The organism is Pannonibacter sp. (assembly GCF_051860505.1).
In the GTDB taxonomy this organism is placed as follows: Bacteria; Pseudomonadota; Alphaproteobacteria; order Rhizobiales; family Stappiaceae; genus Pannonibacter.
The window spans coordinates 1-23,335 of sequence record NZ_JBHYDX010000005.1 but is presented as its reverse complement, the minus strand read 5'-3'; the positions used below and the strand labels follow the sequence as shown (position 1 = coordinate 23,335).

25 protein-coding genes are annotated in these 23,335 nt (G+C 63.9%); 9 read left to right on the top strand and 16 right to left on the bottom strand.

The features are described from left to right. The first annotated feature begins 4 nt into the window (after nt 1–4). Together ACTIFE_RS04825 and ACTIFE_RS04820 are read left to right on the top strand one after the other, a co-directional pair. Nucleotides 5–1,495, top strand: a complete 1,491-nt coding sequence (locus tag ACTIFE_RS04825; protein WP_439528182.1) for an acyl-CoA synthetase — start codon at nt 5–7, stop codon at nt 1,493–1,495. Nucleotides 1,496–1,552: 57 nt separating this feature from the next. After that, a complete protein-coding gene (locus ACTIFE_RS04820; RefSeq protein ID WP_439528032.1) occupies nt 1,553–1,750 on the top strand; it encodes a hypothetical protein in 198 nt (65 codons plus the stop codon). A gap of 113 nt (nt 1,751–1,863) precedes the next feature. Here ACTIFE_RS04820 and ftsY read toward each other — a convergent pair whose 3' ends face one another. From ftsY to ACTIFE_RS04795, 5 genes are all read right to left on the bottom strand, one after another. Next, on the bottom strand, nt 1,864–3,063 hold the full coding sequence (ftsY, locus tag ACTIFE_RS04815) for a signal recognition particle-docking protein FtsY (protein ID WP_439528031.1): 1,200 nt from the start codon (nt 3,061–3,063) through the stop codon (nt 1,864–1,866). A 47-nt stretch (nt 3,064–3,110) separates the two neighbouring features. Next, the gene (gene mtaB, locus ACTIFE_RS04810) at nt 3,111–4,379 is read right to left on the bottom strand and encodes a tRNA (N(6)-L-threonylcarbamoyladenosine(37)-C(2))-methylthiotransferase MtaB (protein ID WP_439528030.1); all 1,269 of its coding nucleotides are present in this window, start codon (nt 4,377–4,379) and stop codon (nt 3,111–3,113) included. Further along, nucleotides 4,376–5,287: a diaminopimelate epimerase gene (gene dapF, locus ACTIFE_RS04805; RefSeq protein ID WP_439528029.1), complete on the bottom strand. Its 912-nt coding sequence runs from the start codon at nt 5,285–5,287 to the stop codon at nt 4,376–4,378. Before dapF ends, mtaB begins: the two co-directional genes overlap by 4 nt. Before the next feature lie 136 nt (nt 5,288–5,423). Beyond that, nucleotides 5,424–6,311 carry a KPN_02809 family neutral zinc metallopeptidase gene (ypfJ, locus tag ACTIFE_RS04800; RefSeq protein ID WP_439528028.1) on the bottom strand — a complete coding sequence of 296 codons (888 nt, stop codon included), beginning with the start codon at nt 6,309–6,311 and terminating at the stop codon, nt 5,424–5,426. Between the two features lie 50 nt (nt 6,312–6,361). Next, entirely contained in the window at nt 6,362–6,913 is a 552-nt protein-coding gene (locus ACTIFE_RS04795; RefSeq protein ID WP_439528027.1) for a L,D-transpeptidase family protein, read from the bottom strand. A 158-nt stretch (nt 6,914–7,071) separates the two neighbouring features. On the opposite strand from ACTIFE_RS04795, the gene ACTIFE_RS04790 reads away from it, so the two are divergent. Then, nucleotides 7,072–7,755 carry a response regulator transcription factor gene (locus ACTIFE_RS04790; RefSeq protein WP_439528026.1) on the top strand — a complete coding sequence of 228 codons (684 nt, stop codon included), beginning with the start codon at nt 7,072–7,074 and terminating at the stop codon, nt 7,753–7,755. 26 nt (nt 7,756–7,781) lie between these two features. Then, entirely contained in the window at nt 7,782–8,285 is a 504-nt protein-coding gene (locus tag ACTIFE_RS04785; protein ID WP_439528025.1) for a cyclic nucleotide-binding domain-containing protein, read from the top strand. Between the two features lie 25 nt (nt 8,286–8,310). Here the strand turns inward: ACTIFE_RS04785 and ACTIFE_RS04780 are convergent, their stop codons facing one another. Continuing rightward, entirely contained in the window at nt 8,311–9,360 is a 1,050-nt protein-coding gene (locus ACTIFE_RS04780) for a DUF2125 domain-containing protein (protein WP_439528024.1), read from the bottom strand. Nucleotides 9,361–9,462: 102 nt separating this feature from the next. Here ACTIFE_RS04780 and ACTIFE_RS04775 point away from each other — a divergent pair, with 102 nt between their 5' ends. Next, nucleotides 9,463–9,981: a gamma-glutamylcyclotransferase gene (locus ACTIFE_RS04775; protein ID WP_439528181.1), complete on the top strand. Its 519-nt coding sequence runs from the start codon at nt 9,463–9,465 to the stop codon at nt 9,979–9,981. A gap of 9 nt (nt 9,982–9,990) precedes the next feature. Here ACTIFE_RS04775 and ACTIFE_RS04770 read toward each other — a convergent pair whose 3' ends face one another. From ACTIFE_RS04770 to ftsE, 4 genes are all read right to left on the bottom strand, one after another. Continuing rightward, nucleotides 9,991–10,761, bottom strand: coding sequence for a lysophospholipid acyltransferase family protein (locus tag ACTIFE_RS04770; protein WP_439528023.1), 771 nt, complete (start codon nt 10,759–10,761; stop codon nt 9,991–9,993). Nucleotides 10,762–10,830: 69 nt separating this feature from the next. After that, the gene (locus ACTIFE_RS04765; RefSeq protein ID WP_439528022.1) at nt 10,831–11,556 is read right to left on the bottom strand and encodes a YdcF family protein; all 726 of its coding nucleotides are present in this window, start codon (nt 11,554–11,556) and stop codon (nt 10,831–10,833) included. Nucleotides 11,557–11,614: 58 nt separating this feature from the next. Continuing rightward, entirely contained in the window at nt 11,615–12,817 is a 1,203-nt protein-coding gene (locus ACTIFE_RS04760) for an FtsX-like permease family protein (protein WP_439528021.1), read from the bottom strand. Nucleotides 12,818–12,843: 26 nt separating this feature from the next. Beyond that, nucleotides 12,844–13,503 (bottom strand): cell division ATP-binding protein FtsE, encoded by a 660-nt coding sequence (ftsE, locus tag ACTIFE_RS04755; protein ID WP_439528020.1) that lies wholly within the window; start codon nt 13,501–13,503, stop codon nt 12,844–12,846. Between the two features lie 184 nt (nt 13,504–13,687). Between ftsE and ACTIFE_RS04750 the strand changes: the two genes are divergently transcribed. Genes ACTIFE_RS04750 through ACTIFE_RS04740 form a run of 3 tightly spaced genes read left to right on the top strand, consistent with a single transcriptional unit; the run spans nt 13,688 to nt 15,776 of the window. After that, nucleotides 13,688–14,821 carry a zinc-ribbon domain-containing protein gene (locus tag ACTIFE_RS04750; protein ID WP_439528019.1) on the top strand — a complete coding sequence of 378 codons (1,134 nt, stop codon included), beginning with the start codon at nt 13,688–13,690 and terminating at the stop codon, nt 14,819–14,821. Then, nucleotides 14,818–15,378 carry a hypoxanthine phosphoribosyltransferase gene (hpt, locus tag ACTIFE_RS04745; RefSeq protein ID WP_439528018.1) on the top strand — a complete coding sequence of 187 codons (561 nt, stop codon included), beginning with the start codon at nt 14,818–14,820 and terminating at the stop codon, nt 15,376–15,378. Before ACTIFE_RS04750 ends, hpt begins: the two co-directional genes overlap by 4 nt. 2 nt (nt 15,379–15,380) lie before the next feature. Beyond that, nucleotides 15,381–15,776, top strand: coding sequence for a response regulator (locus tag ACTIFE_RS04740; protein WP_439528017.1), 396 nt, complete (start codon nt 15,381–15,383; stop codon nt 15,774–15,776). Between the two features lie 76 nt (nt 15,777–15,852). On the opposite strand, the gene ACTIFE_RS04735 is transcribed toward ACTIFE_RS04740, so the two are convergent. From ACTIFE_RS04735 to argH, 4 genes are all read right to left on the bottom strand, one after another. Continuing rightward, on the bottom strand, nt 15,853–18,432 hold the full coding sequence (locus tag ACTIFE_RS04735; RefSeq protein WP_439528016.1) for a TIGR02302 family protein: 2,580 nt from the start codon (nt 18,430–18,432) through the stop codon (nt 15,853–15,855). Nucleotides 18,433–18,533: 101 nt separating this feature from the next. Continuing rightward, nucleotides 18,534–19,808 carry a diaminopimelate decarboxylase gene (lysA, locus tag ACTIFE_RS04730; protein ID WP_439528015.1) on the bottom strand — a complete coding sequence of 425 codons (1,275 nt, stop codon included), beginning with the start codon at nt 19,806–19,808 and terminating at the stop codon, nt 18,534–18,536. A 39-nt stretch (nt 19,809–19,847) separates the two neighbouring features. Next, nucleotides 19,848–20,072, bottom strand: coding sequence for an LPS translocon maturation chaperone LptM (gene lptM / locus ACTIFE_RS04725; RefSeq protein WP_439528014.1), 225 nt, complete (start codon nt 20,070–20,072; stop codon nt 19,848–19,850). 150 nt (nt 20,073–20,222) lie between these two features. Then, nucleotides 20,223–21,608 carry an argininosuccinate lyase gene (gene argH, locus ACTIFE_RS04720; protein ID WP_439528013.1) on the bottom strand — a complete coding sequence of 462 codons (1,386 nt, stop codon included), beginning with the start codon at nt 21,606–21,608 and terminating at the stop codon, nt 20,223–20,225. Nucleotides 21,609–21,665: 57 nt separating this feature from the next. Between argH and tlpA the strand changes: the two genes are divergently transcribed. Then, the gene (gene tlpA / locus ACTIFE_RS04715) at nt 21,666–22,322 is read left to right on the top strand and encodes a thiol:disulfide interchange protein TlpA (protein WP_439528012.1); all 657 of its coding nucleotides are present in this window, start codon (nt 21,666–21,668) and stop codon (nt 22,320–22,322) included. 34 nt (nt 22,323–22,356) lie between these two features. Here tlpA and ACTIFE_RS04710 read toward each other — a convergent pair whose 3' ends face one another. Next, complete coding sequence (locus tag ACTIFE_RS04710; protein WP_439528011.1) at nt 22,357–22,569, bottom strand: hypothetical protein; 213 nt, start codon at nt 22,567–22,569, stop codon at nt 22,357–22,359. A 62-nt stretch (nt 22,570–22,631) separates the two neighbouring features. Then, the gene (locus ACTIFE_RS04705; RefSeq protein ID WP_439528010.1) at nt 22,632–22,880 is read right to left on the bottom strand and encodes a hypothetical protein; all 249 of its coding nucleotides are present in this window, start codon (nt 22,878–22,880) and stop codon (nt 22,632–22,634) included. Between the last annotated feature and the right edge of the window lie 455 nt (nt 22,881–23,335).

The following is a 23,335-nucleotide window of genomic DNA, read 5'->3' as shown; positions in this document are numbered from 1 at the left end:
CGCGATGAACCTTGCCCGCTACTGCCTCACCAACGCCGCGCCGTCTGCCACGGATGTCGCGCTTGAGGTGGTGGGGCAAGCGGGTGCTCCGCTTGAGACCTGGACCTATGGCCGCCTAGAAGACACGATCCTGCGTGTCGCCGGCGGCCTTCGTCGTCTCGGGCTGATGCAGGGCGACCGGATCCTACTGCGCATCGGCCATTCCAGTGACTTTCCGCTGGCGTTCTTTGGCGCCATCGCCGGGGGCTTCGTGCCGGTGCCGAGTTCCGCGCTGCTCACAGCGCCGGAGTGCGACCTGATCCTTGCGGACAGCGGTGCGGTCTGCGTGCTGCATGACGGTGCGACAAGCCTGCCCGTCGACCGCCCCGGCGTCCGCTTTCTCGGGCCCGATGTGCTCGCGGGTCTGAAGGCGGCACCTGCAGATAAATATGCAGAGACGCAGCCGGATGATCCGGCCTTTCTGATCTACACGTCCGGCACCTCCGGCTATCCCAAGGGCGTGCTGCATGCCCAGCGTGCCGCACTTGGACGCCGGCCAATGGATCGCGGCTGGTATGGCATGACCCGTCACGACAGGCTGCTGCATGCCGGCGCCTTCAACTGGACTTACACGCTGGGCGTCGGGCTGATGGACCCCTGGGCCAATGGCGCGACGAGCATTGTCTATGACGGGCCGCGCGATCCTGACGTCTGGCCCGGCGTTCTCGAGGGCTGCCGGGCGACCCTTTTTGCCGCTGTGCCCAGCCTCTACCGGCGCTTGCTGAAATACGGCGCGGTGACCCCTGCCTCATTTCCCTTGCTGCGCCATGGCCTGACGGCGGGCGAGGCCCTGTCGGTGAGCCTGCATTCGGACTGGTGCGAGAAGACAGGCCGCCCGCTCTACGAAGCGCTCGGCATGAGCGAGATCTCGACCTATGTCTCTAGCAGTCCCGAGGTGCCGACGCGTCCGGGCAGTCCCGGCAAGCCGCAGGACGGCCGCCGTGTTGCCGTGCTCGACGAAGCCAGCGATGAGGCCCGGCTTCTGCCCGCTGGTGAGGTCGGGCTTCTCGCCGTGTATCGCTCCGATCCCGGGCTGATGCTGGGCTATTTCCGCCGGAAGGCGGAGACGGAGGCAGCTTTTCGGGGTGACTGGTTCCTGACGGGCGACCGGGCCCGTTTCGATGCGGATGGCTATCTCTGGTACGAAGGTCGGGCCGACGACGTGATGAACGCCTTCGGTTATCGGGTGGCGCCCGAGGAGGTCGAACGTGTGCTTGCCGCCCATCCGGATGTTGCCGAGGTTGCTGTGACCACTGTGGTTGCCGGCCATGGCGTTGATCTGATCGCCGCCTTTGTTGTCATGCGGCAGGGCAGCGCAGGGGACGAGGCAGCTATCGCCGCCGTGGCTGCTGCCGGTCTGGCCGAGTATAAGCGGCCGAAGCTGTATCGCTTCGTCGACGAGTTGCCGCGCACCCCGTCCGGCAAGCTTCTGCGCCGCAGTCTGCAGAAGGGTTAACTGCCTGTTAACCCGATTGGTCGAAACTGAAGCAACTCACAATCAGTCGGTGGTGTCATGGACAGCGTTTCGATTGCCACATCGCTCGTCTCCGCGCAGCAGGCCCAGACCAGGGACCAGCTGCAGACGAAGATGACGAAGATGGCGCTTCAGTCAGACCAGGCCATCGTTACCCTGCTTGACCAGGCAGCGCAGAGCGGTGCGGCACGGTCCGCTCCCGCCGGCATGGGCGGCGCCCTTGATGTAATCGCCTGATTGTTTTGTCTATCCCCGCTGCCGATCCTCGTCCGGCAGCCGACTGAACCCGCGCCCGGCGCGGGTTTTTTGTTGCCGTTGCCGTTCTCCGACATCACTCGAAGCGGGCTTCCTCAGGCCAGTCCGGCAATCGCTTCGGCGAAGTCGCGGGCAGAGAAGGGCTCGAGGTCATCGATGCCTTCGCCGACGCCAATGAAATGCACGGGCATGCCAGACTTTGCCGCAATTGCCACGAGAATGCCGCCGCGCGCAGTGCCATCCAGCTTTGTCATGACGAGGCCGGTAACCCCGGCCACCTTGCCGAAAATCTCCACCTGGTTCATGGCGTTTTGGCCGGTGGTCGCATCAAGGGTCAGGAGCACGTCATGCGGCGCGGTCGGGTCGACCTTGCGGATGACGCGGATGACCTTTTCCAGCTCCGCCATCAGCTCGGCCTTGTTCTGAAGCCGGCCGGCGGTGTCGATCAGCAGCACGTCGACATTCTTGTCCTTGGCCGCTTGCATGGCGTCAAAGGCGAGCCCGGCCGCGTCGGCTCCGGCGTCCCGGGCAACGACCTCCGAGCCGGTGCGACTGCCCCAGATCTTCAGCTGTTCGACAGCAGCGGCGCGGAATGTATCGCCGGCTGCCAGCATCACCGTCTTGCCCTCGGCGGCAAGGCGCGAGGCGAGCTTGCCGATGGTGGTGGTCTTGCCGGTGCCGTTGACGCCAACCATCAGCACCACATGCGGCCGGATGCCCCTGTCGAGATCCAGCGGCTTGGCCACCGGGACCAGCACTTTCTCGACTTCGTCGGCAAGGATGGCGCGCACTTCCTCCGGCGAGATCTCCTTGTCGAAGCGCCCCGACCCCAGCCGCTCGGTGATCGAGCTGGCAGTATCGAGCCCGAGATCGGCCTGCAATAGGATGTCTTCCAGCTCGTCCAGCATCGACTGGTCGAGCTTGCGCTTCGTGAAGATCGAGGCAATGCCCTCGGTCAGCGCGGAGGATGAGCGGGAAAGGCCACGGCGCAGACGCTGGAACCAGCTGAGCTTTTCCGTTGGCTGGAGCGTTTCGGCCACAGGGGCCGGAACGGGAACCTCGGCGGGTTCCACAATCGGCGCGTCGGGCTCCACCTCAATCGGCGAAGGTTCGCTCTGCTCGGTCGGCTCCGTGACGTCGGGCAGCGGTTCTGGCAGGGATTCCGGGCGGGAGTCCGGTTCGCTGATCGCTTCCAGATCCGTGGCCAAAGCCTCCGTACCCTGCTCGATCTGCGCCTCGTCCGCGTCCTTGCCACCGAACAGGCGGCCGAAAAACCCGCGCTTCTTCTCGCTCATCGTGTCGCGTCCTGCGTATTGGTGTCGGGTCCCGCGGCCTTCAGGTCTCAGGCAGCCTGGGAGACGAGCGCGCCGAGAAGATGGCGGCCGGTGTGTCCGGTGATCCGGGTCTGAAGGATCTGGCCGGCTTCGCCGCCCTCCACCTCGACCTGGGTGAATTGTTCAGTGCGGCCAAGGCCTTCGCGCTCCATCAGGATCGGACGCAGACGACCTACCTCGGCGCCCAGATGCGCGGCCAGCACGATCTCTCCCTTGGCGCGCAGGCGCGCTGCGCGCTCCTTGACCAGAGCCTTTTCCAGCTGCGGCATGCGCGCGGCCGGTGTGCCCGGGCGCGGGGAGAAGGGGAAGACGTGCAGATGCGTCAGGCCGCATTCGTCGACGATCGCCAGCGTGTTGGCGAACATCTCTTCCGTCTCGGTCGGGAAGCCGGCGATGATGTCGGCGCCGAAGACCACATCCGGCCGCATGGCGCGGACCTCATCGCAAAAGCGGATGCTGTCGGCGCGCAGGTGCCGCCGCTTCATGCGCTTCAGGATCATGTCGTCACCGGCCTGCAGCGACAGGTGGAAATGCGGCATCAGCCGTTCGTCCTCGGCAATGACCCGCATTAGCTCCGGATCGGCCTCGATGGAATCGATGGAGGACAGGCGCAGGCGCTTCAGCTCCGGCACCAGCTTGAGGATCTTGGCGACCAGCGTGCCGAGCTTCGGGGTGCCGGGCAGGTCGGAGCCATAGGAGGTGATGTCGACGCCGGTGACGACGATCTCGTTGTAGCCATTCTCCACCAGCCGGCGGACCTGATCGACCACGACGCCCATCGGCACCGAGCGGGAATTGCCGCGGCCGAAGGGGATGATGCAGAAAGTGCAGCGGTGGTCGCAGCCGTTCTGCACCTGGACGAAGGCGCGGGCGCGGCCTTCCAGTCCGTCGATGAGATGGCTGGCGGTCTCGCGCACGCTCATGATGTCGTTGACGCGGACCTTTTCGCTGGCATCCAGCCCGAACTGTGCCACGCGGCCATAGGAGGCGCGCTCCAGCTTTTCCGAATTGCCGAGGACGAGATCGACCTCCGGCATTTCGGAGAATTTCGAGGTCTCGGTCTGGGCGGCGCAGCCGGTGACGATGATCTTGGCGCCCGGATTGTCGCGGCGGGCCTTGCGCACGGCCTGACGTGCCTGGCGCACGGCTTCCGACGTAACGGCACAGGTGTTGATCAGGATCGCGTCCTTGAGGCCGGCGGCCTCCGCCTCGCGCTTCATCACTTCGGACTCATAGGAATTGAGCCGGCAACCGAAGGTCACAACGTCGATGCTCACCGGGCAACCTCCAGCGAGGCTGCCTGCAGGTCCGCGTCGCCCGGTCCGGTCTTGACGAAGGTGAGGCTGTCGAAATCAACTTCGCCCTCGAATTCGACTTCGGTGGCGCCGGTCATCAGGACGTGGTCGTCGCTCTCGCGCCAGGTGATCGAGATGGCGCCGCCCGGCAGGTGAATGACCGAGCTGCGGCCGGCGCGACGATCGCGCGCCGCAGCCACGGCCACGGCACAGGCGGCGGTGCCGCAGGCCCGCGTGAGGCCCGCTCCACGTTCCCAGACCCGCACGCGGATCTGGTTCGGGGCAAAGATATGGGCGAGCGAGATATTCGCGGCTTCCGGGAAGATCGGATGGTGTTCGAGCAGCGGCCCGATGCGGCCGAGATCATAGGCATCGACATCCTTGACCCAGAAGATCGCATGCGGATTGCCCATGCTCACGGCAGCCGGCGTGTGCAGGATCGGCGCGTCTATGGGGCCGATCTGCAGCTCGATCGCACGGGTGTCGGCAAACTCTTCCGCCAGCGGGATCTCGTTCCAGGCGAAGCGCGGCTTGCCCATGTCGACGGTGACGCTGAGCGGTGCCTCGGCCTTGCGGGCGATCAGCAGACCGGCGCGGGTCTCGATGGACACGGCGTCCCTCTCTGTCTCCTCCATGAGCAGGCGGCCGATGCAGCGCGTCGCGTTGCCGCAGGCGGAGACCTCGCTGCCGTCGCAGTTGTGGATGCGCATGAAGGCGTCGGCGCCCGATGGCGAGCGTTCGACCGTGATCATCTGGTCAAAGCCGATGCCGGTCTCCCGGTTGCCGAGCGCAGCGATGACGTCCGGCGTCAGGGCAAGTTTCTCCGTGCGGGCGTCCCACACGACGAAGTCATTGCCAAGGCCATTCATCTTCAAAAACGATCTGCGCATGTCGGGTCCGAGAGAGGCAGGGGGAAAACCGGGGCTGGGTGACGCCCCTATATGCTCTATATGGCGGAAAAGCTGCCGAAATACCAGCTGTCACCCTTGCATATGGTTTCAGCCGGTCCGGCTTCGCATCATGTCCTCACAGGCGGCGGGCGTTGAACGTGTCGCAGCTGCCCATCTCGCCGGAGCGGAAGCCTTCGCGGAACCACCGGGCACGCTGGTCCGACGTGCCATGGTTGAAGCTCTCGGGAACCACATAGCCCTGGGCCTGGCGCTGCAGCGTGTCATCGCCAATGCGGGAGGCCGCGTTGAGCGCTTCCTCGATGTCGCCATCCTCGACAAAGCCCTGCTGCCGGGCGGCGTGATGGGCCCAGACACCGGCAAGGCAATCGGCCTGCAGTTCCACCCGCACGGAAAGAGCATTGGCATCTGCCTTGCTGAGGGAGCGCCGTACGCGCTGGTATTCCGGCAGGATGCCGAGCACGTTCTGGACGTGATGCCCGACCTCATGCGCCAGCACGTAGGCCTGGGCAAAATCCCCCGGCGCACCAAGCTCCTGCGACAGCTGGCGGTAAAACGACAGGTCGATGTAGATCTGCTGGTCAGCGCCGCAATAGAACGGACCGGTGGCCGAACTCGCCTGGCCGCAGGCCGAGGGGACATAGTCGGTGAACAGGACAAGCCTTGGCTCGGGGTAGTCTCGCCCCTCCGCCTGCATCAGCTGGGTCCAGGTGGTCTCGGTATCGGCGAGCACTACAGATACAAAGCTGGCGAGTTCATCCTCTGCGGCCGGTCGGGGCCCCGACGTCTGGCGCGTTTCGACGGATTGCGTCCCGCCGTCCATCGTGCCCAGCAACTCGAGCGGACTGATGCCGGTGACCCAGGAAATCAGCAGCACAACGACAATGCCGCCGATGCCGAGACCGCCACCGGCCTTGACGCCCCGGCGTGGCGCGCGAAAGCCGCCACCGCCCGACCCACGCCGGTCATCCACATTGCTGCTTTCCTGACGGCCTTTCCAGCGCATCGCGGTCTCCTTGAACCCTGAACGGCTCTGCTGCTCACACTACAGCGTTTTCACAAGATCTCCATGACCGCACCGGGCCGGAGCTGCGCCAGGATCTGTCGCATGTGCTGCGGGCTGACCGCGACACAGCCAAGCGTCGGGCGCCAATCCTCCCGCGCGATGTGGAAAAAGATCGCGCTGCCACGTCCGCGCACCGCCGGATGAAGATTGCAGTCCAGTACCACGATAATGTCGTAGAGCCGATCCTGGCGCCACATGGCCTCGTGGCTCGCCGAAAAGGGCAGGGGGACCGGCCGGTTGTAGCGTGGATGGTCCGGTTCGTCGCACCAGCCATCGTCCGGGTGAAGTGCAGCAACGGGAAGCCCCGTCTTCGGCCGCCGCCCACGATCGGCGCGGAAATAGACGTCCAGCACCTCGAACCGGCCTGCCGGTGTTGCTCCGTCGCCTTCGCGCTTGCGGCGCGTGATGCCGCCGCGGCCAAGGGCGCAGGGAAACACCAGTTGGCCAAGCTGCACCGTGCCCAGGCTGCGCTGCCCTGGCCTTGCCCGGACCTGCAGCACCTGATGCCGCCCGCCTGCAGGCCGGCTGCGTGTCTCTGTCATGCGGATTTCGCCCCTGGATAACCGGACCGTGAAGCAGATTTGACAAGGTGCCCTCTCGCCGGTGATCGTTTTTTCTCGCGCAACATTGCGTAAGACTGCAATGTGCTGCAAGCCGGCCTATATGAGTGAGGCGGAAAAAAACAGGCGAGGACAAGGACATGACTGCCCGTACCCTGCTGATCGTCGATGACGACAAGGACCTGCGCGAAGCTTTGGTCGAGCAACTCTCGCTGTATGATGAATTTACGACCCTTCAGGCAGACACGGCGGCTTCTGGAATTGCCAAGGCCAAGTCCGAGCATGTCGACATGCTGCTGATGGACGTCGGCCTGCCCGATATCGACGGCCGCGAGGCGGTGAAGTTGTTGCGCAAGGCCGGATTCAAGTCGCCGGTGATCATGCTGACCGGGCACGACACGGACAGCGACACAATCCTCGGCCTTGAGGCCGGTGCCAATGACTATGTCACCAAGCCGTTCAAGTTCGCGGTGCTGCTGGCCCGCGTGCGCGCACATTTGCGCCAGCATGAACAGAGCGAGGACGCCGTCTTTGCGATTGGCCGGTTCTCTTTCCGACCGGCGGCAAAACTGATGCTCGACGAGCGCGGCGCCAAGGTGCGGCTGACCGAAAAAGAGACCTCGATCCTGAAGTATCTCTACCGGGCCGGCGAGAAGCCGGTGACCCGCGATGTGCTGCTGCACGAGGTCTGGGGCTACAATTCGGGGGTCACAACGCACACGCTGGAGACCCATATCTACCGCCTGAGGCAGAAAATCGAGCGCGACCCCTCCAATGCAGAGCTTCTGGTGACAGAAGCCGGTGGATACAAGCTTGTGCCCTGAGGGGTTTGCGGCTTAACACTTGAGCCATGAGCCTCATTCAGGACATCGCGATTCTGCGCCAGATCCCCATGTTGTCGGATTTCTCCGACGACCAGTTGCGCCTGCTTGCCTTCAGCGCCGAAGCGATGGACATGATCTCCGGTTCCTTCCTCTTTGACGAGGGCGAGCGGGCCGACAGTGGCATCGTCATTGCCAAGGGCAATGTCAGCCTGCAGGTGCGCGGGCCGCACGGGTTCAAGGAAGTCGAAAGCGTCGGCCCCGGTGTCCTGCTGGGGGAAACCGCGATGCTGGTGGAGACCCGCCGTCCGGCCCGGGCCGTCTGTATCGGACCGGTGCGTGTCATCCGCATCCGCCGGGCGCTGTTCAAGCGCATGATCCAGGAATTCCCGGAACTCGCCAGGCGCTTGTTCGAGGTCCATGCCGCCCGTTTTCAAGCGACGGTCACCGCCCTTGCTCCCATTGGCGACAAGATGCAGGAGCTGAGCGACATCGCAGATGCTGCATCCCTGCGCGGCAGCCGGGACGACTGATCGTCCCGGCCGATAGATCCCCGTTTTACTGGTCGCCGTAGAGCGACTGCATCTGGGCTACCGGCAACATGCCGATCCGGGCTGTTCCCCCAGAGAGCGTCAAAGTCGCATCAATGGCCGGCTTGCCGTCGTGCTCGGTCTTCTTGCCAAAACTGACCAAAGCCCCCTGCAGGGCTTCCGGGAAGGGTGTGGCCGGCGGGAACAGCGGTGCGATCACCTGACCGGATTGCTCCGGCTGGATCGCGACAAGCGGGAATTCGCCCGTCAGATACCCGTCGCTCGGCAGTTTCAACGTGCCGGACGTGCTCAGCGACGCTTCACCCGAGGCAAGCCGCAGCTGCGACAGCGCGATGGCCGGCACGCCGTCTGTTGCGGCGAACAGACCGAGCGGGATCGTCCCCGTCAGCAATGGAGCGGCACCCGACACCGTGCCGACCAGCAAGCCGTCCGTACCGGGATGGGTCGGATCGCCTGTCTTGAGGCCGGTAAAGGACAGGGCGACATCGAGGTCCGTCGGCTGTTCGGGCGCCGGCCGCAGATGCAGCTCGGCGGTGGCCATCGTCACTTCGCCCTGGGCCGGGTTGTCGGACGAGAAGAAGCGCGGCGTCTCGATCACCGCATCAAGCTTGGTCAGCCCTTGCGTGGTGAAACGAACGCTTGCGCGGAACGAGCCCCAGGTCGCCTCCTGGATGGGCGAATCACCGGAGCGGAAGGCCGCCATCGGGCTGTCCGCCTCGATGATCACATGCATCGGATTGTAGACCAGTGCGACGGCGCGCAGGGTCGCGACCGAAAAGAACCCGCCGAACGGATCGCGCAGGACGAAATCCTTGCATCTCAGTTCGAAGCGGAAGGGAAAGCCGCCAAGCTCCCGCTCGAAACAGGCCAGCTCCGCGCCACCCTGCGCTGCCAGTTCCATGGCCTTGTTGATCTCGGCGTCAACATAGCTGCGCGCCGTGTACCAGGCTGCACTCCAGCCTCCGATGACCACGGCAACGGCCGTTGCGAGATAGGCGTATTTCCGGTTCCTCCGCTTCGGCAAGGGAGTTCCTGCCGGGGTCTTCTCACGTGTCATTCATGTCCTCGTCCGCGCGGGTCGGTTCCCTGCAGCGATTGAAAGTTCGCCGCGCCATTGCTATTGCCGGCATATCCGCCGAAGCAGAGTTTCATGACCGATATGGGCGATTTGTGGGTGTTTGGCTACGGCTCCTTGATGTGGAAGCCGGGTTTTGAGTTCGAGGACAAGCGTCCCGCGCTTCTGCGCGGCGCGCACCGCTCGCTTTGCGTCTATTCCTGGGTGCACCGGGGCACGCAGGAACGTCCCGGACTGGTGTTTGGCCTTGATCGTGGCGGAGCCTGCCGGGGCATGGCGTTCCGCGTGAAGGCCGAGCGGGCCGAGGCGACCATCGCTTACCTGCGCGAGCGCGAACAGGTGACCATGGTCTATCTCGAAGCCCATCGCCGGATTGCCTTTGCCGATGGCAGCACGACGACGGCTGTGACCTATGTGGTCAACCGCTCGCATCCGCAATATGCCGGAATGCTGCCGCTGGACCACCAGCTGGAGCTGGTGCGGGGGGCTGTCGGCCAGTCCGGAGCCAACCCCGAATATGTGTTGAACACCGCCAGCCATCTTGGCGAACTGGGCATTCATGACGTCCGGGTGTCGTGGCTGGCGGACCGGCTCAAGGGCTGACAGACGCCGTCAGGCCTTTGTTCGCGGGCTGATATTCCGCAGTACGGGAGAGGGAGACGGCGCCTGCCGGGCTTCCTCGATCAGCCGGTCGGATGCGGTCTCGATGGTGTCGACGAGCTGGCCGAAAAACACGTCTGCCGGCAAACCAGCTTCAATCGGCGGCAGGAATTCCATGATGACGGTGCCTGGATAGATGAAGAAGCTTTGCCGCGGCCAGAACAGCCCGGCGTTGAGGGCAACCGGCAGAACCGGGCAATCCAGTTCGCGATAAAGATGCGAGATCCCGAACTTGTAACCGGGCTCTACGCCGGCAGCGCGGCGGGTGCCTTCGGGAAAGATCAGAATCTGTCGCCCGTCGCTGATCGCTTCCTTGGCTGCTTCCATCATCGCCGCAAGGGCTGCTGCCCGCTTGCCCCGATTGATCGGGATTTGCTTCATCTTGGCGGTGTACCAGCCGAAGATCGGGATCCAGCGCAGTTCCCGCTTCAGGATGTAGGTCGGATCGGGAAAATACGGGATCAGGGCGAAGGTTTCCCACACCGACTGGTGCTTGGACGCAACGATGAAGCCGCCTTGCGGGATGTTCTCAAGCCCCCGGACTTCGAACCGGACGCCGGCAATCCAGCGCAGGAAGAACAAGTGTGCCTTGGCCCAGAACGGCACCACGACCCAGGCCCAGCGACGCGGCGTCAGAAAAACAAAGGGCGCGAACACGACCATCATGATGAGCGTGCCCAGATAGAAGGCGATCTGGAAAAGCAGCGAGCGCAGGAACAGCATGAGTCTTGGAAGCCGGCCGATTGGAGGGACTGCGGTCCGGGCTGTTTTCGGGGGTGACGAAACCGGAGACTAGTCTCCGTCCGGCAGACCGATGGTGCTGACCCGGGCCCGCGCGAGGGTATACTTCACAAACTCCCGCAAGAGAAGGCGGATTGTCTGCGGCCGCAGATACCAGTCCTCCAGCTGCAGTTCCTCCGCCACCACCGGATAGGCGACAAGCTGCAATTCCGGCATGGCGGCCGACAGTTCCATGGTCGCACGCGGCATGTGATAGGCGCTGGTGACCAGCATCAGCGAACTGAAGCCATGTTCCCTGGCCCATAGGGTTGTTTCGTTGGCGTTGCCGATGGTGTTCAACGCTTTGCGGTCAAGATCAACGCAGCAGGCAAACAGGTCCTTGTCCGTGGCGGTGCGGGCGCTGATCTGGCGCGCTGTGGTGCCGGGATAGACACCGGAAATCAGCAGACGCTGCGCCCGTTGCTCGCCCAGAAGCGCCACGGCCTTTTCGATCCGCTCCTGTCCGCCGGTCAGGACGACAATCGCATCGGCGCGCGGATCCTGCGGCGGACGCATGCGCGAAACCTCAGCGGTAAAGGAGAGAAAGGCGGCGATCAGCCAGATCCCGGCGGCGCTCACGAGGCAGCCGGCAATCCACCAGCGCTTCCGGAACCGGCGCGCGGGTTCCCCGCCTGCGCCGATACGTCGGGAAGACGCAGATACCCCGTGTCCTGTCCCGGCCTCCGGGGCCTGCGGGTAGGACTGCGGATCGGCGTCTGGCCGCTGATCGTTGGTCACAAGCGTCATTCCTTGCAGATACTATCCGATTCGGCTGAATTTGGGGCGCGGCGCTTTGTCAGTCGATCCGGGCCAGCTGGGACTTTACTGCAAGACCCGAGGTGAGTGCAGTCAGCACCGCCACAAGAAACACGATCCCGATGACGCCGAGATAACCGGGCGTGCTGACCGCGACCGGGCCGAACAGCGCCGACATCTGGTCCGAGCCGGCAAGCCCTGTTGTTTGCCGGGTGAACATTTCCAGAAGCAGAAAACAGAGGCAGGCGAAAACGCCGCCGGAAATCCCGCCGCGCAGGCCGAGCACCAGAAAATGCCGCTGGAACTCGCGGGCGATGAAGCTGTCCTCTGCGCCAACGAAATGCAGAACCGATACGACATCGCGGTTGCTGGCGACGGCAGCGCGGGTGGCAAAGACCACGCTCAGCACCATGGAGAACAGCACCAGGGCGAGAATGCCGAAGCCGCCGGCGACAACGGCCCCGGCCATGGCGGCCAGGCGCGAAGTCCAGACCGAGTGGTCATCGAGGCTGGCGCCGGTTACCTCCTGTTCGATGCGTTGCTTCAGCGCGGGCAAATCCAGCGCTGACGGATCATCCACCATCACCTGCACCAGACGGGGAACGGGCAAGGTATCAAGGTCCAGCCCGGACCCGAGCCAGGGTTGCAGCAGGGCTTTGGTTTCGTCGTCCGAAAGGGCGCGGACGGTGCCGACGCCCTGGAACCGCTGCGTGATGGTCACCGCGCTGTCGATCTGGCGCAGCATGTCGACGCCGTCTGCCGGGCGGATCTGGATCGTCACCTCGCGAACCAGGTCATTGCTCCAGTCCTGTGCCGCGTCCCAGACCACCGAGACCGAGCCAACCGTCAGGCAGGCAAGGTAGCTCATGATTGCCACCACCAGCGTCAGCGCACGCCCGGCAACCGATTGCGGCGGAACAATAGGTGCGTTGGGGCGCAGGCGTTCCTCGCCAGAGGCATTGGCTGTCCGTTTCAGGCGTTGAGGCAGACGCGGTTTGGGAAGACTCATGCGCGAGGCAAAGTCACCGGCGGCCCTGGCCGCTCCGGCCATCTTGCCGGACCCTGCGGACTTGCCAGGCGACGACGGGGTCCTGGCAGGGGCTTTCGGTTTGGCTTTTCCCGGCGCACCGGCAGCCCGGTTTGTGCCCAACTCGACCGCCGGCGCGCGCGATGATCCGTTCTGGTTCTGTGATCCAGTCTCCTGCCCGTCATCTGGCGGTCGCTTCGGGGTCTTCGGGGCCATGGGCTCGGGGTCCGCTTTCACCGGCTTCAGTCAAACACGCTGAGCCGGCCATCTGCCAGCACCATCCGGCGTGCCTCGACCTGTTCCAGCAGGGTGATGTCGTGGGTGGCAATCACAACCGAGGTTCCGAGCCGGTTCAGCTCGATGAACAGGCGCAGCAGCCTTCGCGCCAGTGGCGGATCTACGTTACCGGTCGGTTCGTCCGCCAGCAACAGGTCCGGCCGGGTAATCAGGGCCCGCGCGATCGCGGCGCGTTGCTTTTCTCCGCCCGACAGGACCGGTGGCAGCACATGCATGCGCTCGCCGAGCCCCACCCATTTCAGCAACTCGACCACGTCGGCCCGGTACTCGCTCTCTTCCTTGCCGAGAACCCGCAAGGGCAAGGCAACGTTCTCATAGGTCGTCAGGTGGTCAAGCAGGCGGAAGTCCTGGAACACGACGCCAACCCGGCGGCGTAGTTCCGGCAGTTCCTTCTTGTTGATCGTGGCCATGTCGCGGTTGAAGACATGGATCAGCCCGCGCGTCGGGCGCAGGGACATGAAAAGAAGGCGGATCAGGCTGGTCTTGCCGGCCCCGGACGGGCCGGTGAGGAACTGGAACGATTGCCGCTCGATGTTGAAGGTGACATCGCGCAGGATCTCCGGTCCCATGCCGTATCGCAGCCCGACATTCTCGAAACGGATCACGCAAAACCTCCGTGGACGGCGGTTACCCTACCCCCACCTTGTTAACGCTTCATTAAACATATGAATGTCCTCTTAACCAGACTGGGGATTTGCGCGCGACCTTTGATCCCCGCAAAACAACGCCGGACTGGTATCATCCGCACCCGAAGCGGTGCACAGACCGTGGAGCGAGAGCAATCGTCCCATGAAGATCACCTGTCCGGATTGCGATACCTCCTACGAAATCAAGGCGGAGCTGGTTGGCACCGAAGGGCGGAGCGTGAAATGCGCCCGCTGCGGCAACCGCTGGTTCATCAGTCCGCGCAAGGAAACCCTGGTCGAGGCGAAGCCTGCCGTGGACCCAAAGGCCGCTGCCGCCCGTGCAAAGGCGGATGCCAAGGCCGCCGTGGCCGCGAAGGCATCGGATGAGGAGGATATCGACGAGGACGACTGGGGCCTTGACCCCAAGAAGGCCGAAAAGCCGAAGGACGACGACTGGGCCAGCGCCATGGACGAGGACGCTGAGGATCCTGATGCCTGGTCTGACCAGGAAAAGGAAACGGACGAACGCACCAGGGCTGCGGCCCGTGCCAGGGAAGAGGCCGAGGCTGCGGCGATGGCTGAAGACGCCATCGAGGACGGAGATGATCCTTTCGCAACCGAAAAAGCATCAGAGAACGAGACGCCGTCTGGCAGCTTCAAGGGTTCTGGCGGATCCGGCTCTGCAAATGCTGCAGGCGATGACGGGAACGATGATACGGACGACGGCAAACGCACCGTGGATATCGAGTCCCTCGCCAAGCGGAAGAAGATCAAGGTCAACCCGAACAAGATGCGAAAACGGCGCGACTGGTCGAAGCTCCGCCGCTACGTCAACGCCCAGACACTGCGCCGCGCTGGCGGCCTGATGATCCTGCTTCTGTCGCTGGGCATCGGTGCCTGGCTGTTCCTCAACCGCACGGCGGTTGTGCGGCAGGCACCGGACCTTGCCAGTCTTTTTGAGCTCATCGGATACAAGGTGAACTTGCGCGGGCTCGAGTTCCGTGATTTGAGGACCTTCCGGGAAATTGAAGGGGGCGCTGCAGTCCTGGTGGTGGAAGGCACCATCCAGAACATCAGCAACAGCCCTGTTGCCGTGCCCGCCGTGCGCCTTGCGCTGCGCGGTGAGGACCAGCAGGAGATTTACGCCTGGACCCTGGAGCCAAGGGCGGTCGCGCTCGAGCCCCTGGCCAGCACCCGGTTTCGCACCCGGTTGGCGGATCCTCCGGAGACCGCCGCCGACATCCAGGTCCGGTTCATCGACCGGACCAGAAGACAGGCAACACTTCAGAGCCAATGACGCCACAGATCAACACCCTTTTCGACGAAGCGCAGATCGCGGACCGCGTTAGCACCCTGGCGCAGGAAATTGCGGCGGATGCCCCGCATCGCCTGCTCGTCGTCGCGGTCCTGAAGGGCAGCTTCATCTTTGCAGCCGATCTCGTGCGCGCCCTGCACCGGGTCGGGCAACAGCTCGAGATGGAGTTCATGCACCTGTCCAGCTATGGCGCGGGCACGACGAGCACCGAGCTCAAGGTGCTGCGCGATGTTGAAAGCGACGTCGGCGGACGTGACATTGTTCTGGTCGACGACATTCTTGAATCCGGTCGCACGCTGTCCTTTGCCAAGGAACGGCTGCTGTCGCGGGGCGCCAGGTCGGTGAAGATTGCCGCCCTGCTCGACAAGCCCGAGCACAGAAAGGCCACGATCGAAGCCGACTACGTTGGGTTCGTCTGTCCGGACAAGTTCGTTGTGGGATTCGGCATGGACATGGGCCACGCCTGGCGGCAGTTGCCCTATATCGGTTATGTGGTCGTGGACGATGAGCCACGGCCGGACAAGGCTACGGGAGGGTGAGCATGGCCCGCATTCTTCTGACCGAGGATGACGAAGCTGTCCGCACATTCGTGAAACGGGCGCTCGAGCTCGATGGACACGAAGTTCAGGCGGCAGAAGATGGCGGCGAGGCACTTGAGGTGCTGACCCGCGAAGCTGGCCGTTTTGATCTCCTGCTCTCCGACATCAAGATGCCGGTGATGGATGGCATTGCCCTGGCGCTCGCCACCGCGCGCGACTGGCCGAGCCTGCCGATCCTGCTGATGACCGGCTTTGCCGACCAGCGTGAACGGGCCAATGGCCTCGATGCGCTGGTGCATGATGTGGTGACCAAGCCGTTCTCCCTGGCCGATATTCGTCAGGCCGTGCGCGATGCCCTGACCGGCACCGTTCGCGAACCCAAGCGCCTGTCTGCCTGAGGCAGGCATCGATCTGAACGAAGAAAAAGGCGCGGTGTTCCGCGCCTTTTTCGTTTTCGATGGGGCCATTGCGGGTTCAGTAGTTCTTCAGGAGCCGTTCAAGATAATCCAGTTCGAGTCGCGGCCGTCCAGGATCGGAGAAGCGGCGACGCAGTTCCTCGATGATCCGGCGGGCCCGCTGGACGTCGATCTCGTCGGGAACCTTCACCTGGCTGCCCAGGTCAGGCCCTTCGGTGCGGCGCGGGCGACCGAGGGGATCCTCGTTCAGCGGTGAGCGCTGGGCCATGCCGGGGCCTTCGCCTTCGCCCATCATCTGCTCGCCAAGCTGCTGTGCTCCACGGCGCAAGGCATCAAGCGCATTGCCCTGCTGGCCGGCTGCCTGCTCGCCTTCGCCCTGGCCCAGCGATTGCTGCGCCTGCCCCATGGCATCTCCGGCCTCTCCGAGACCGTCATTCTCGCCAAGGCCGTTGCGGCCCATCTGTTCCATCAGCTGCTGCAGCCGTTGCGCCAGATTGCCCTGTCCCTCTGCCAACTGGTCGAGCAGCTCGCGCAGCTGTTCGGCGGTCATCGGCTGCTGGCCGCCTTCACCCGGCTGCCCTTGGTCTCCGGGTTGACCAGGCTGACCCTGCTGGCCTTGCTGACCCTGCTGCTGCTGGCGTTGATCCCGGTTGAGGCGATTGGTCTCGTCCATCAACTCCTGTTGCCGCTGGATCATTTCGCCGAGCTGATTGAGCATCTCCATCATTTCGCTGGTCAGGCCATCCGGTGCCATCTGCGGCCGGCCGGTCTGGAGGTTTTCCAGCATGCGCTGCATCTGGGCCAGCAGCTCGCGCGCGGCATCGCGGGATCCGGTCTTGGCCAGTTCCTCGATGCGCTTCAGCATGTCTTCCAGATCCTGCGGCCGCATGGTCTGCTGGTTGGGATTGAAGGGCTGCATCGCCTGCGGGTTCTGGCGCAACTGTTCGGCCAGCGCCTGCATGTAGTCCTGCAATGCCTTGCGCAACTCGTCCGTCAGCCGGGCAATCTCCTCGTCTGACGCTCCTTCCTCCAGTGCCTTGCGCAGGTTCTCCTGCGCCTCGCGCAGGGCGCGTTCCGCCAGAGACAGGTCACCATCCTCGATGGTCAGCGCCAGATCCCAGAGCAGTGGCAGCAATGTGAGAAGATCTTCGTCTGTCCGGGCCGCGACCAGGTTGCGATAGGCGAATGTCAGGCCGAGATGTGCTTTCGGCCGCACCTCGAACACATCGGGGGCCAGCAGCAGCACATCAAAGGCATTGATGACGCGGGAATGGGAGTTGGCGTCAAGCGCCAGTTCGCGGCGTTGTTCGACCACAGCCCGGGCGAGCGGCTTGGAAAAATTCCGTTGCGGCAGCGTGAAGCGATGCGGCGTGGACTGCCCGGTCTGGCCGGCTTCGTCGCGTGCAATCAGGGTCAGGTCCACCAGTGATCCTGCCCAGGGATGCGAGGTCAGGTCGCGGATGGTCTCGGCGTTCTGCGTCGCGGCACTGCGCGGCGGCAGGGCCAGGGGAAATTGCGGTGCCTCGACCAGCGGGCGGGGGGTGGCGGAGCCTTCGCCCTCCGGCTTCGGTGCCGGGGCAATGGCAGCTTCCGCCGACAGGACGCGGTAGTCGTCCATGGCCAGGTAGCTGAGTTTCAGCGCGCCGCTGAGCTGGGTCTCGGGGTCATCCAGCAGGCGAATGGTGGGGGGAGCGTCCGGCTCCACCTCGAACAGCCAGCCGGCGATCTTGCCGCCATCCGTGGCCAGGTCGACGGGGCCGGTTTCTGAGAGGACCAGCCGCGTCTCGAAAATCCCGTCCGGAGGGACCGCTGTCGCTGCCGTGTCACCAGCCGTTTCGTCTGTCGCTGGTTTGGCGACCGGCGCGGTTACGGTGAAGCCGGTATGGCCCTGGGCCCGGATGATCAGTTCACTGCCCGCCGGCACGCGGATCGGGGCCAGAGGGTCGCGCAGGACCGCCGTTTCGCCGGTGAGATAGACCGGTGGCCGGCCGGTATAGAGCGGCGGTGTCACCCAGACATCGAGCCGGGTGGCAATTTCAATCGTCTGCAGTGGTGCCCGAAACGCCGAGGCAAGCCGGTCCATCCGGTCACCCGAGGCAACGGCAGCGCCGACGATCAGGCTGAGGAAAGCGACGACCCGCAGCGCATAAGGGTCGCGGCGGAAGGCCTTGGGATGGGCAAAGCCGGCGCGCAGATTGCGCAGCGCTTCGGCCATGCGCTGCTTGTGCAGCTGCCACAGGGCGAGTGTCACCGGATCCGAAGACGGGGCCGGAAGATCATCAGTCAGTGCGGTCAGGGGGCGATGGTCATGTCCGCTGGCAAGCTCAACCCGGTGCAAGGTTTCCGCAGCCGAGGGCAGGCGAACCCTCGCAAGGCCGCGCAGGCTGACCAGAAATGCGATTGCAAAAGCCACAACACCGGCAAGTCGCGCCCAGCCCGGCAGCAACAGCCAGAGGCCAAGCCAGGACACGCCGACGAACAGCGCCGCAAGGATCAGGGGTTGATACAGTTCAGGCCAAAGCCGCTCCCACAACAGCGCGAGGCGACTGCGCCCGAGAACAGTTCTCAAGCGACGTTCCGCCTCGGCCTTGCCGGGCACTTCATCAGCGGCCGTTGCCGCCCTGTCTGTCTGCGCCAAGCTTCATGCCTCCGCGAACCGCCAGTCCAGCCCGGACTTAGGGTGAGGCATGAAGCCTGATCCGGCAAGCTGTCGAAACCACCAAATGACGCGTCGGGCGGTCACGCTTTGGAGAGCCACTCCGGCACATGGTCGAGACCGATCATGTCCTGGTAGCTCGGACGTGACCGGACAACGGCATATTCAGCGCCGTTTACAAGCACTTCCGGGATCAGCCGGCGGGTATTGTAGGTCGAGGCCTGCACCGCGCCATAGGCTCCGGCCGAATAGACTGCCATCAGATCGCCGGCAGCTACGGCCGGAATTTCCCGGGACAGGGCCAGATAGTCGCCGGTTTCGCAGACCGGGCCAACCACATCAGCGATGATTCGCGGCGTGTCCAACCCGGCTTCGACCACCGGACCGACCTCATGATGCGCCTCGTAGAGTGTCGGACGGATCAGGTCATTCATCGCCGCATCGACGATGACGAAGGTCTTGCCTTCGCCTTCCTTCACATAGATCACCTCGGTCACCAGAATCCCGGCGTTGCCGGCAATCAGGCGGCCCGGTTCGAAGATGATGCGGCAGTCCAGTTCGCGCACATGATGCTTGACCACCTCGGCATAGGCGTCTGGATGCGGCGGCGGGGTGTTGTTGGTGACATAGGGAATGCCCAGACCGCCACCCAGATCGACATGCTCGATGTGATGGCCGTCCGCGCGCAGGTCGCGGATCAGGTCGCCCAGGCGCGAGAATGCAGCGTCAAACGGGGCAAGCTCGGTGATCTGCGAGCCGATATGCATGTCGATGCCGGACACCTCGATGTTCGGCAGCTTGGCCGCTTCGGCGTAGACTTCCCGGGCGCGCTTCCACGGAATGCCGAACTTGTTTTCCGACTTGCCGGTCGAGATCTTGGCGTGGGTCTTGGCGTCTACATCCGGGTTGATGCGGATCGAGACGCGGGCCGTCTTGCCCATCGACTGGGCGACAGTGGAGAGCTGGATGAGTTCCGGCTCGGATTCGACATTGAAGCAGAGAATGTCTTCAGACAGGCCGAGCGCCTGTTCGGCCCGCGTCTTGCCGACGCCGGAGAACATGATGCGTTCGCCCGGCACCCCGGCGGCGCGCGCCCGGCGCAGCTCGCCCTCCGATACGACATCCATGCCGGCGCCGAGTTGCGCCAGCGTGGTCAGGACAGCCTGGTTGGAGTTGGCCTTCATCGCATAGCAGACCAGCGCCGGAATATCGCCGAAGGCCGACGAGAACACGTTGTAGTGACGGGTCAGGGTCGCGGTGGAATAGCAATAGAACGGCGTACCGACCGCGCGGGCGATCTCGGTCACATCGACGTCCTCGGCATGAAGCATGCCGTTTCTATAGGCAAAATGATGCACGGCGAAAAACCCTGACCTGCGGCGCCTGGAGAAGCGCGATTACTGGATGAGAGCGTCGAGGATAAACCGTTCGGTCATCGGCTTTGCCTCGGTCGCCGCGCTTGCGGACGGCATGGCCGTCGATGCGCTTGTGGTCTGTTGCGGCGCCGGACCAGTTGCAGCGCCGGGCGCTTCAAGTGGCCCGCGGCGGCCGCATCCGGCAATCCCCAGCGCCATACACAGACCGAGGGCCAGCACGGCCCGATGACGGGAAGTGAACTTCATTCCGGCTGAACCCCTGTTCGCGGCACGGCACTGCCTCAGTATGCCGCTCACTCCTCGCATGACCTACGGCTTCGGGCAAGGGCGGATGCGCCTTGTCTCGCGAACCGTGCAAGCTTGACCGCCCGGAGCTGTCCGGGCGGTGCAGCACCATCAGGCCTTGCCGAGGCTCTTCAGCCAGCGGCGGGCTTGCTTGCGCACATTGGCCGGTGCGGTGCCGCCGTAGCTGGTACGGCTCTTGACCGACTTGTCGACGGTCAGCACGGCATAAACCTCCCGCGTGATGCGCGGTTCGATCTCCTGCATCACGGCAAGCGGTACCTTGTCGAGGTCGATGCCTTCGGTCACCGCATAGCCGACGATCTTGCCCGTGACATGATGGGCATCGCGGAACGGCATGCCGAGGACGCGCACCAGCCAGTCGGCAAGATCGGTCGCCGTGGCATAGCCGGCACCGGCCGATTTCTTCAACCGTTTCACCTGCGGTTCCATGTCCCGCACCATGCCGGTCATGGCGGCCAGCGCCAGCGACAGGGAGGGCAGGGCGTCGAAGGCCTGTTCCTTGTCTTCCTGCATGTCCTTGGAATAGGCGAGCGGCAGGCCTTTCATCATGACGAGCAGCGCGACCATGCCGCCATAGATACGGCCCGTCTTGGCGCGCACCAGTTCGGCGGCGTCCGGGTTCTTCTTTTGCGGCATGATCGAGGAGCCGGTCGAGAACTTGTCCGACAGCTTGATGAAGCCGAACTGGGCCGAGCACCACAGCACGATTTCCTCGGCAAAACGGGACAGGTGCATCGAGCAGATCGATGCGGCAGCCAGTGCCTCGATTACGAAATCACGATCCGACACGCCATCCAGCGAGTTGGCCATCGGCCGGTCAAAGCCGAGCGCCTTGGCCGTCATCATCCGGTCGATCGGAAATGAAGTGCCGGCAAGCGCGGCCGAACCGAGCGGGCATTCGTTCATGCGTTTGCGCGCATCGGTAAAGCGGCTGCGATCGCGGGCAAACATCTCGACATAGGCCATCATGTGATGGCCGAAGGTCACCGGCTGGGCCGATTGCAAATGGGTAAAGCCCGGCATGACGTCGCCCGCGTGCTGCTCGGCCTTTTCGGCGAGCGCCACCAGCAGGTCGGCGATCTGGCCATCCAGCGTGTCCAGCGTGTCACGCACCCAGAGCCGGAAATCGGTCGCGACCTGGTCATTGCGCGAACGGGCCGTGTGCAGGCGTCCGGCCGGGGCGCCAATCAGCTCGGCAAGCCGCGCCTCGATGTTCATGTGGATGTCTTCAAGGGCGCGGGAGAAGGTGAACTTTCCAGCCTCGATCTCTGACAGGATCGTGTCGAGACCGTGAGCGATTTTCTCGGCATCCTCACCCGCGACGATCTGTTGCGCTGCCAACATGCGGACATGGGCTTTGGAACCCTCGATGTCCTGTCTATATAGCTTCTGGTCGAAACCGATGGACGCGTTGATCTCTTCCATGATTGCGTCCGGGCCTTCGGCGAACCGGCCGCCCCACATGCGGTTGCTCATTGGATTGTCCCTTGGTAGACGCCCCCGGACGAGGTGCTGTTGGCAGGTGAAAACAACATGACGACGCCGAACGAACCGCGGGCAAGATCCGCCAGGCCCATCGTGCTTGCCGGTGTTGCCGGCATTCTGGCCGTCATCGGGGCGGTATACGTGATTGGCCTGCCCGGTGGCAACTCGCCAGCCGGGGAAAGCTGCAAGGCAAGCCTCGAAACCGCTGCGACACTCAAGGACCTGGCAACAGGCGAAGTCGCGGCTTTCCTGCCGGCGCAGAAGCCGCTTTCACTGGCAGATCTCAGCTTTGATGCGCCGAATGGATCGAAGGTTTCGATTGGCGACATGAAGGGCAAGACGCTGCTGGTCAATCTCTGGGCAACCTGGTGTGCCCCGTGCCGCAAGGAAATGCCGGCGCTCGATGACCTGCAGAAACAGTTGGGCGGCGCCGAATTCGAGGTCGTCGCCGTCAACCTGGATCGCGGCGGTCCGGACAAGCCAAAGGCTTTCCTGGAGGAAATCGGCGTGACGAACCTTGCCTATTATTCCGACGCCACGAACAAGGTCTTCAACGAGTTAAGGACCAAGGCGCGGGCCACCGGCCTGCCGACGACTTTGCTTGTCAGTGCGGAAGGCTGCGAGCTTGGGACGCTGTACGGTCCCGCTGAATGGGCTTCGCCCGATGCAAAGGCACTGATCACCGCCGCCCGGCCTAAGGGCTGAGCGCGGCGGCGATCTGTCTGGTCAGATGACCGGATCAGGCCGTGATGTCGACAGCATTGCCGAGGCCCGGGATCTTGCGGGCTTCGCGGCGCTCTGCGTCCTGCGGCACGGCGGTGCGTTCGGTTTCTGTCCGCTCTTTGCGCTCCTGGGCCTGGGTCTCGCGCGCCTGGGCGGCCTGTGCAACCTGGTCGTTGCGCCGGCTGGAAGCCGACAGATCCGCAGAGGTTGTACCTGATATTGCGGTCATGGCTTGGTCCTTTCATCCCTGGCTGGTGCAGGCGCGGAACTGCGCCTGCTGGTCAGCGGTCGTCAGATAGAAATATCGACACGCTCGCCGAGCCCGTTGCTCCTGGCCTTGTTGTCGATGCGTTCGGCGTTCAGCTGCAGTTCTTCGGCCCGGTTGGCCTTGATCTCTGCCTGCTGGCGCACGGCGTCCGCCTGCGCGGTCGACCGGTTCTGGTTGATTTCATCGAGGCGCGCATTGCGCCGCTCGACGAGACTGCGTTCGGCATCGAGCGCTGCAGGAGCGCCGGTGCGATAGGTCGTGATTTCCGCCATTCTGGCCTCCTTCTCTCCAGATGCTTTGGAAAGGTTTCTCATTAGATAGGTGAGGCCATATGAAAATGTGTAAACGCGACGCGTAAACCAGTATGTATGGTTTTCAATATTGAAATTTACTTTGGGGAATTGATTCAAGTTTGAATCGAATTGCTTCTTCCTGCTTGCTTCAATGCTTGCAAGTTTGGCAAAGACGTTTCGTCAGACGGGGGAACCCGCTGGCGTCCAGAATTGGGAAAACAACAGGACGAGGCCCCTTCAGTTGCCCGAAACAGCGGCCGGTGTTTGCCGTAGGGCGCAGTCCGGAACCAGGGATGGGCACTCTCGCATATGAAGTCTGGCACCTGTTCGATAAGAACGACTGTACCCGGATACTTTTTACCTTGTCGAAGCCTCTCCGCTCCCCTCCCCCGCGGGGGGGGGGGGGGGGGGGGGGGGGGGGGGGGGCAAAAAAA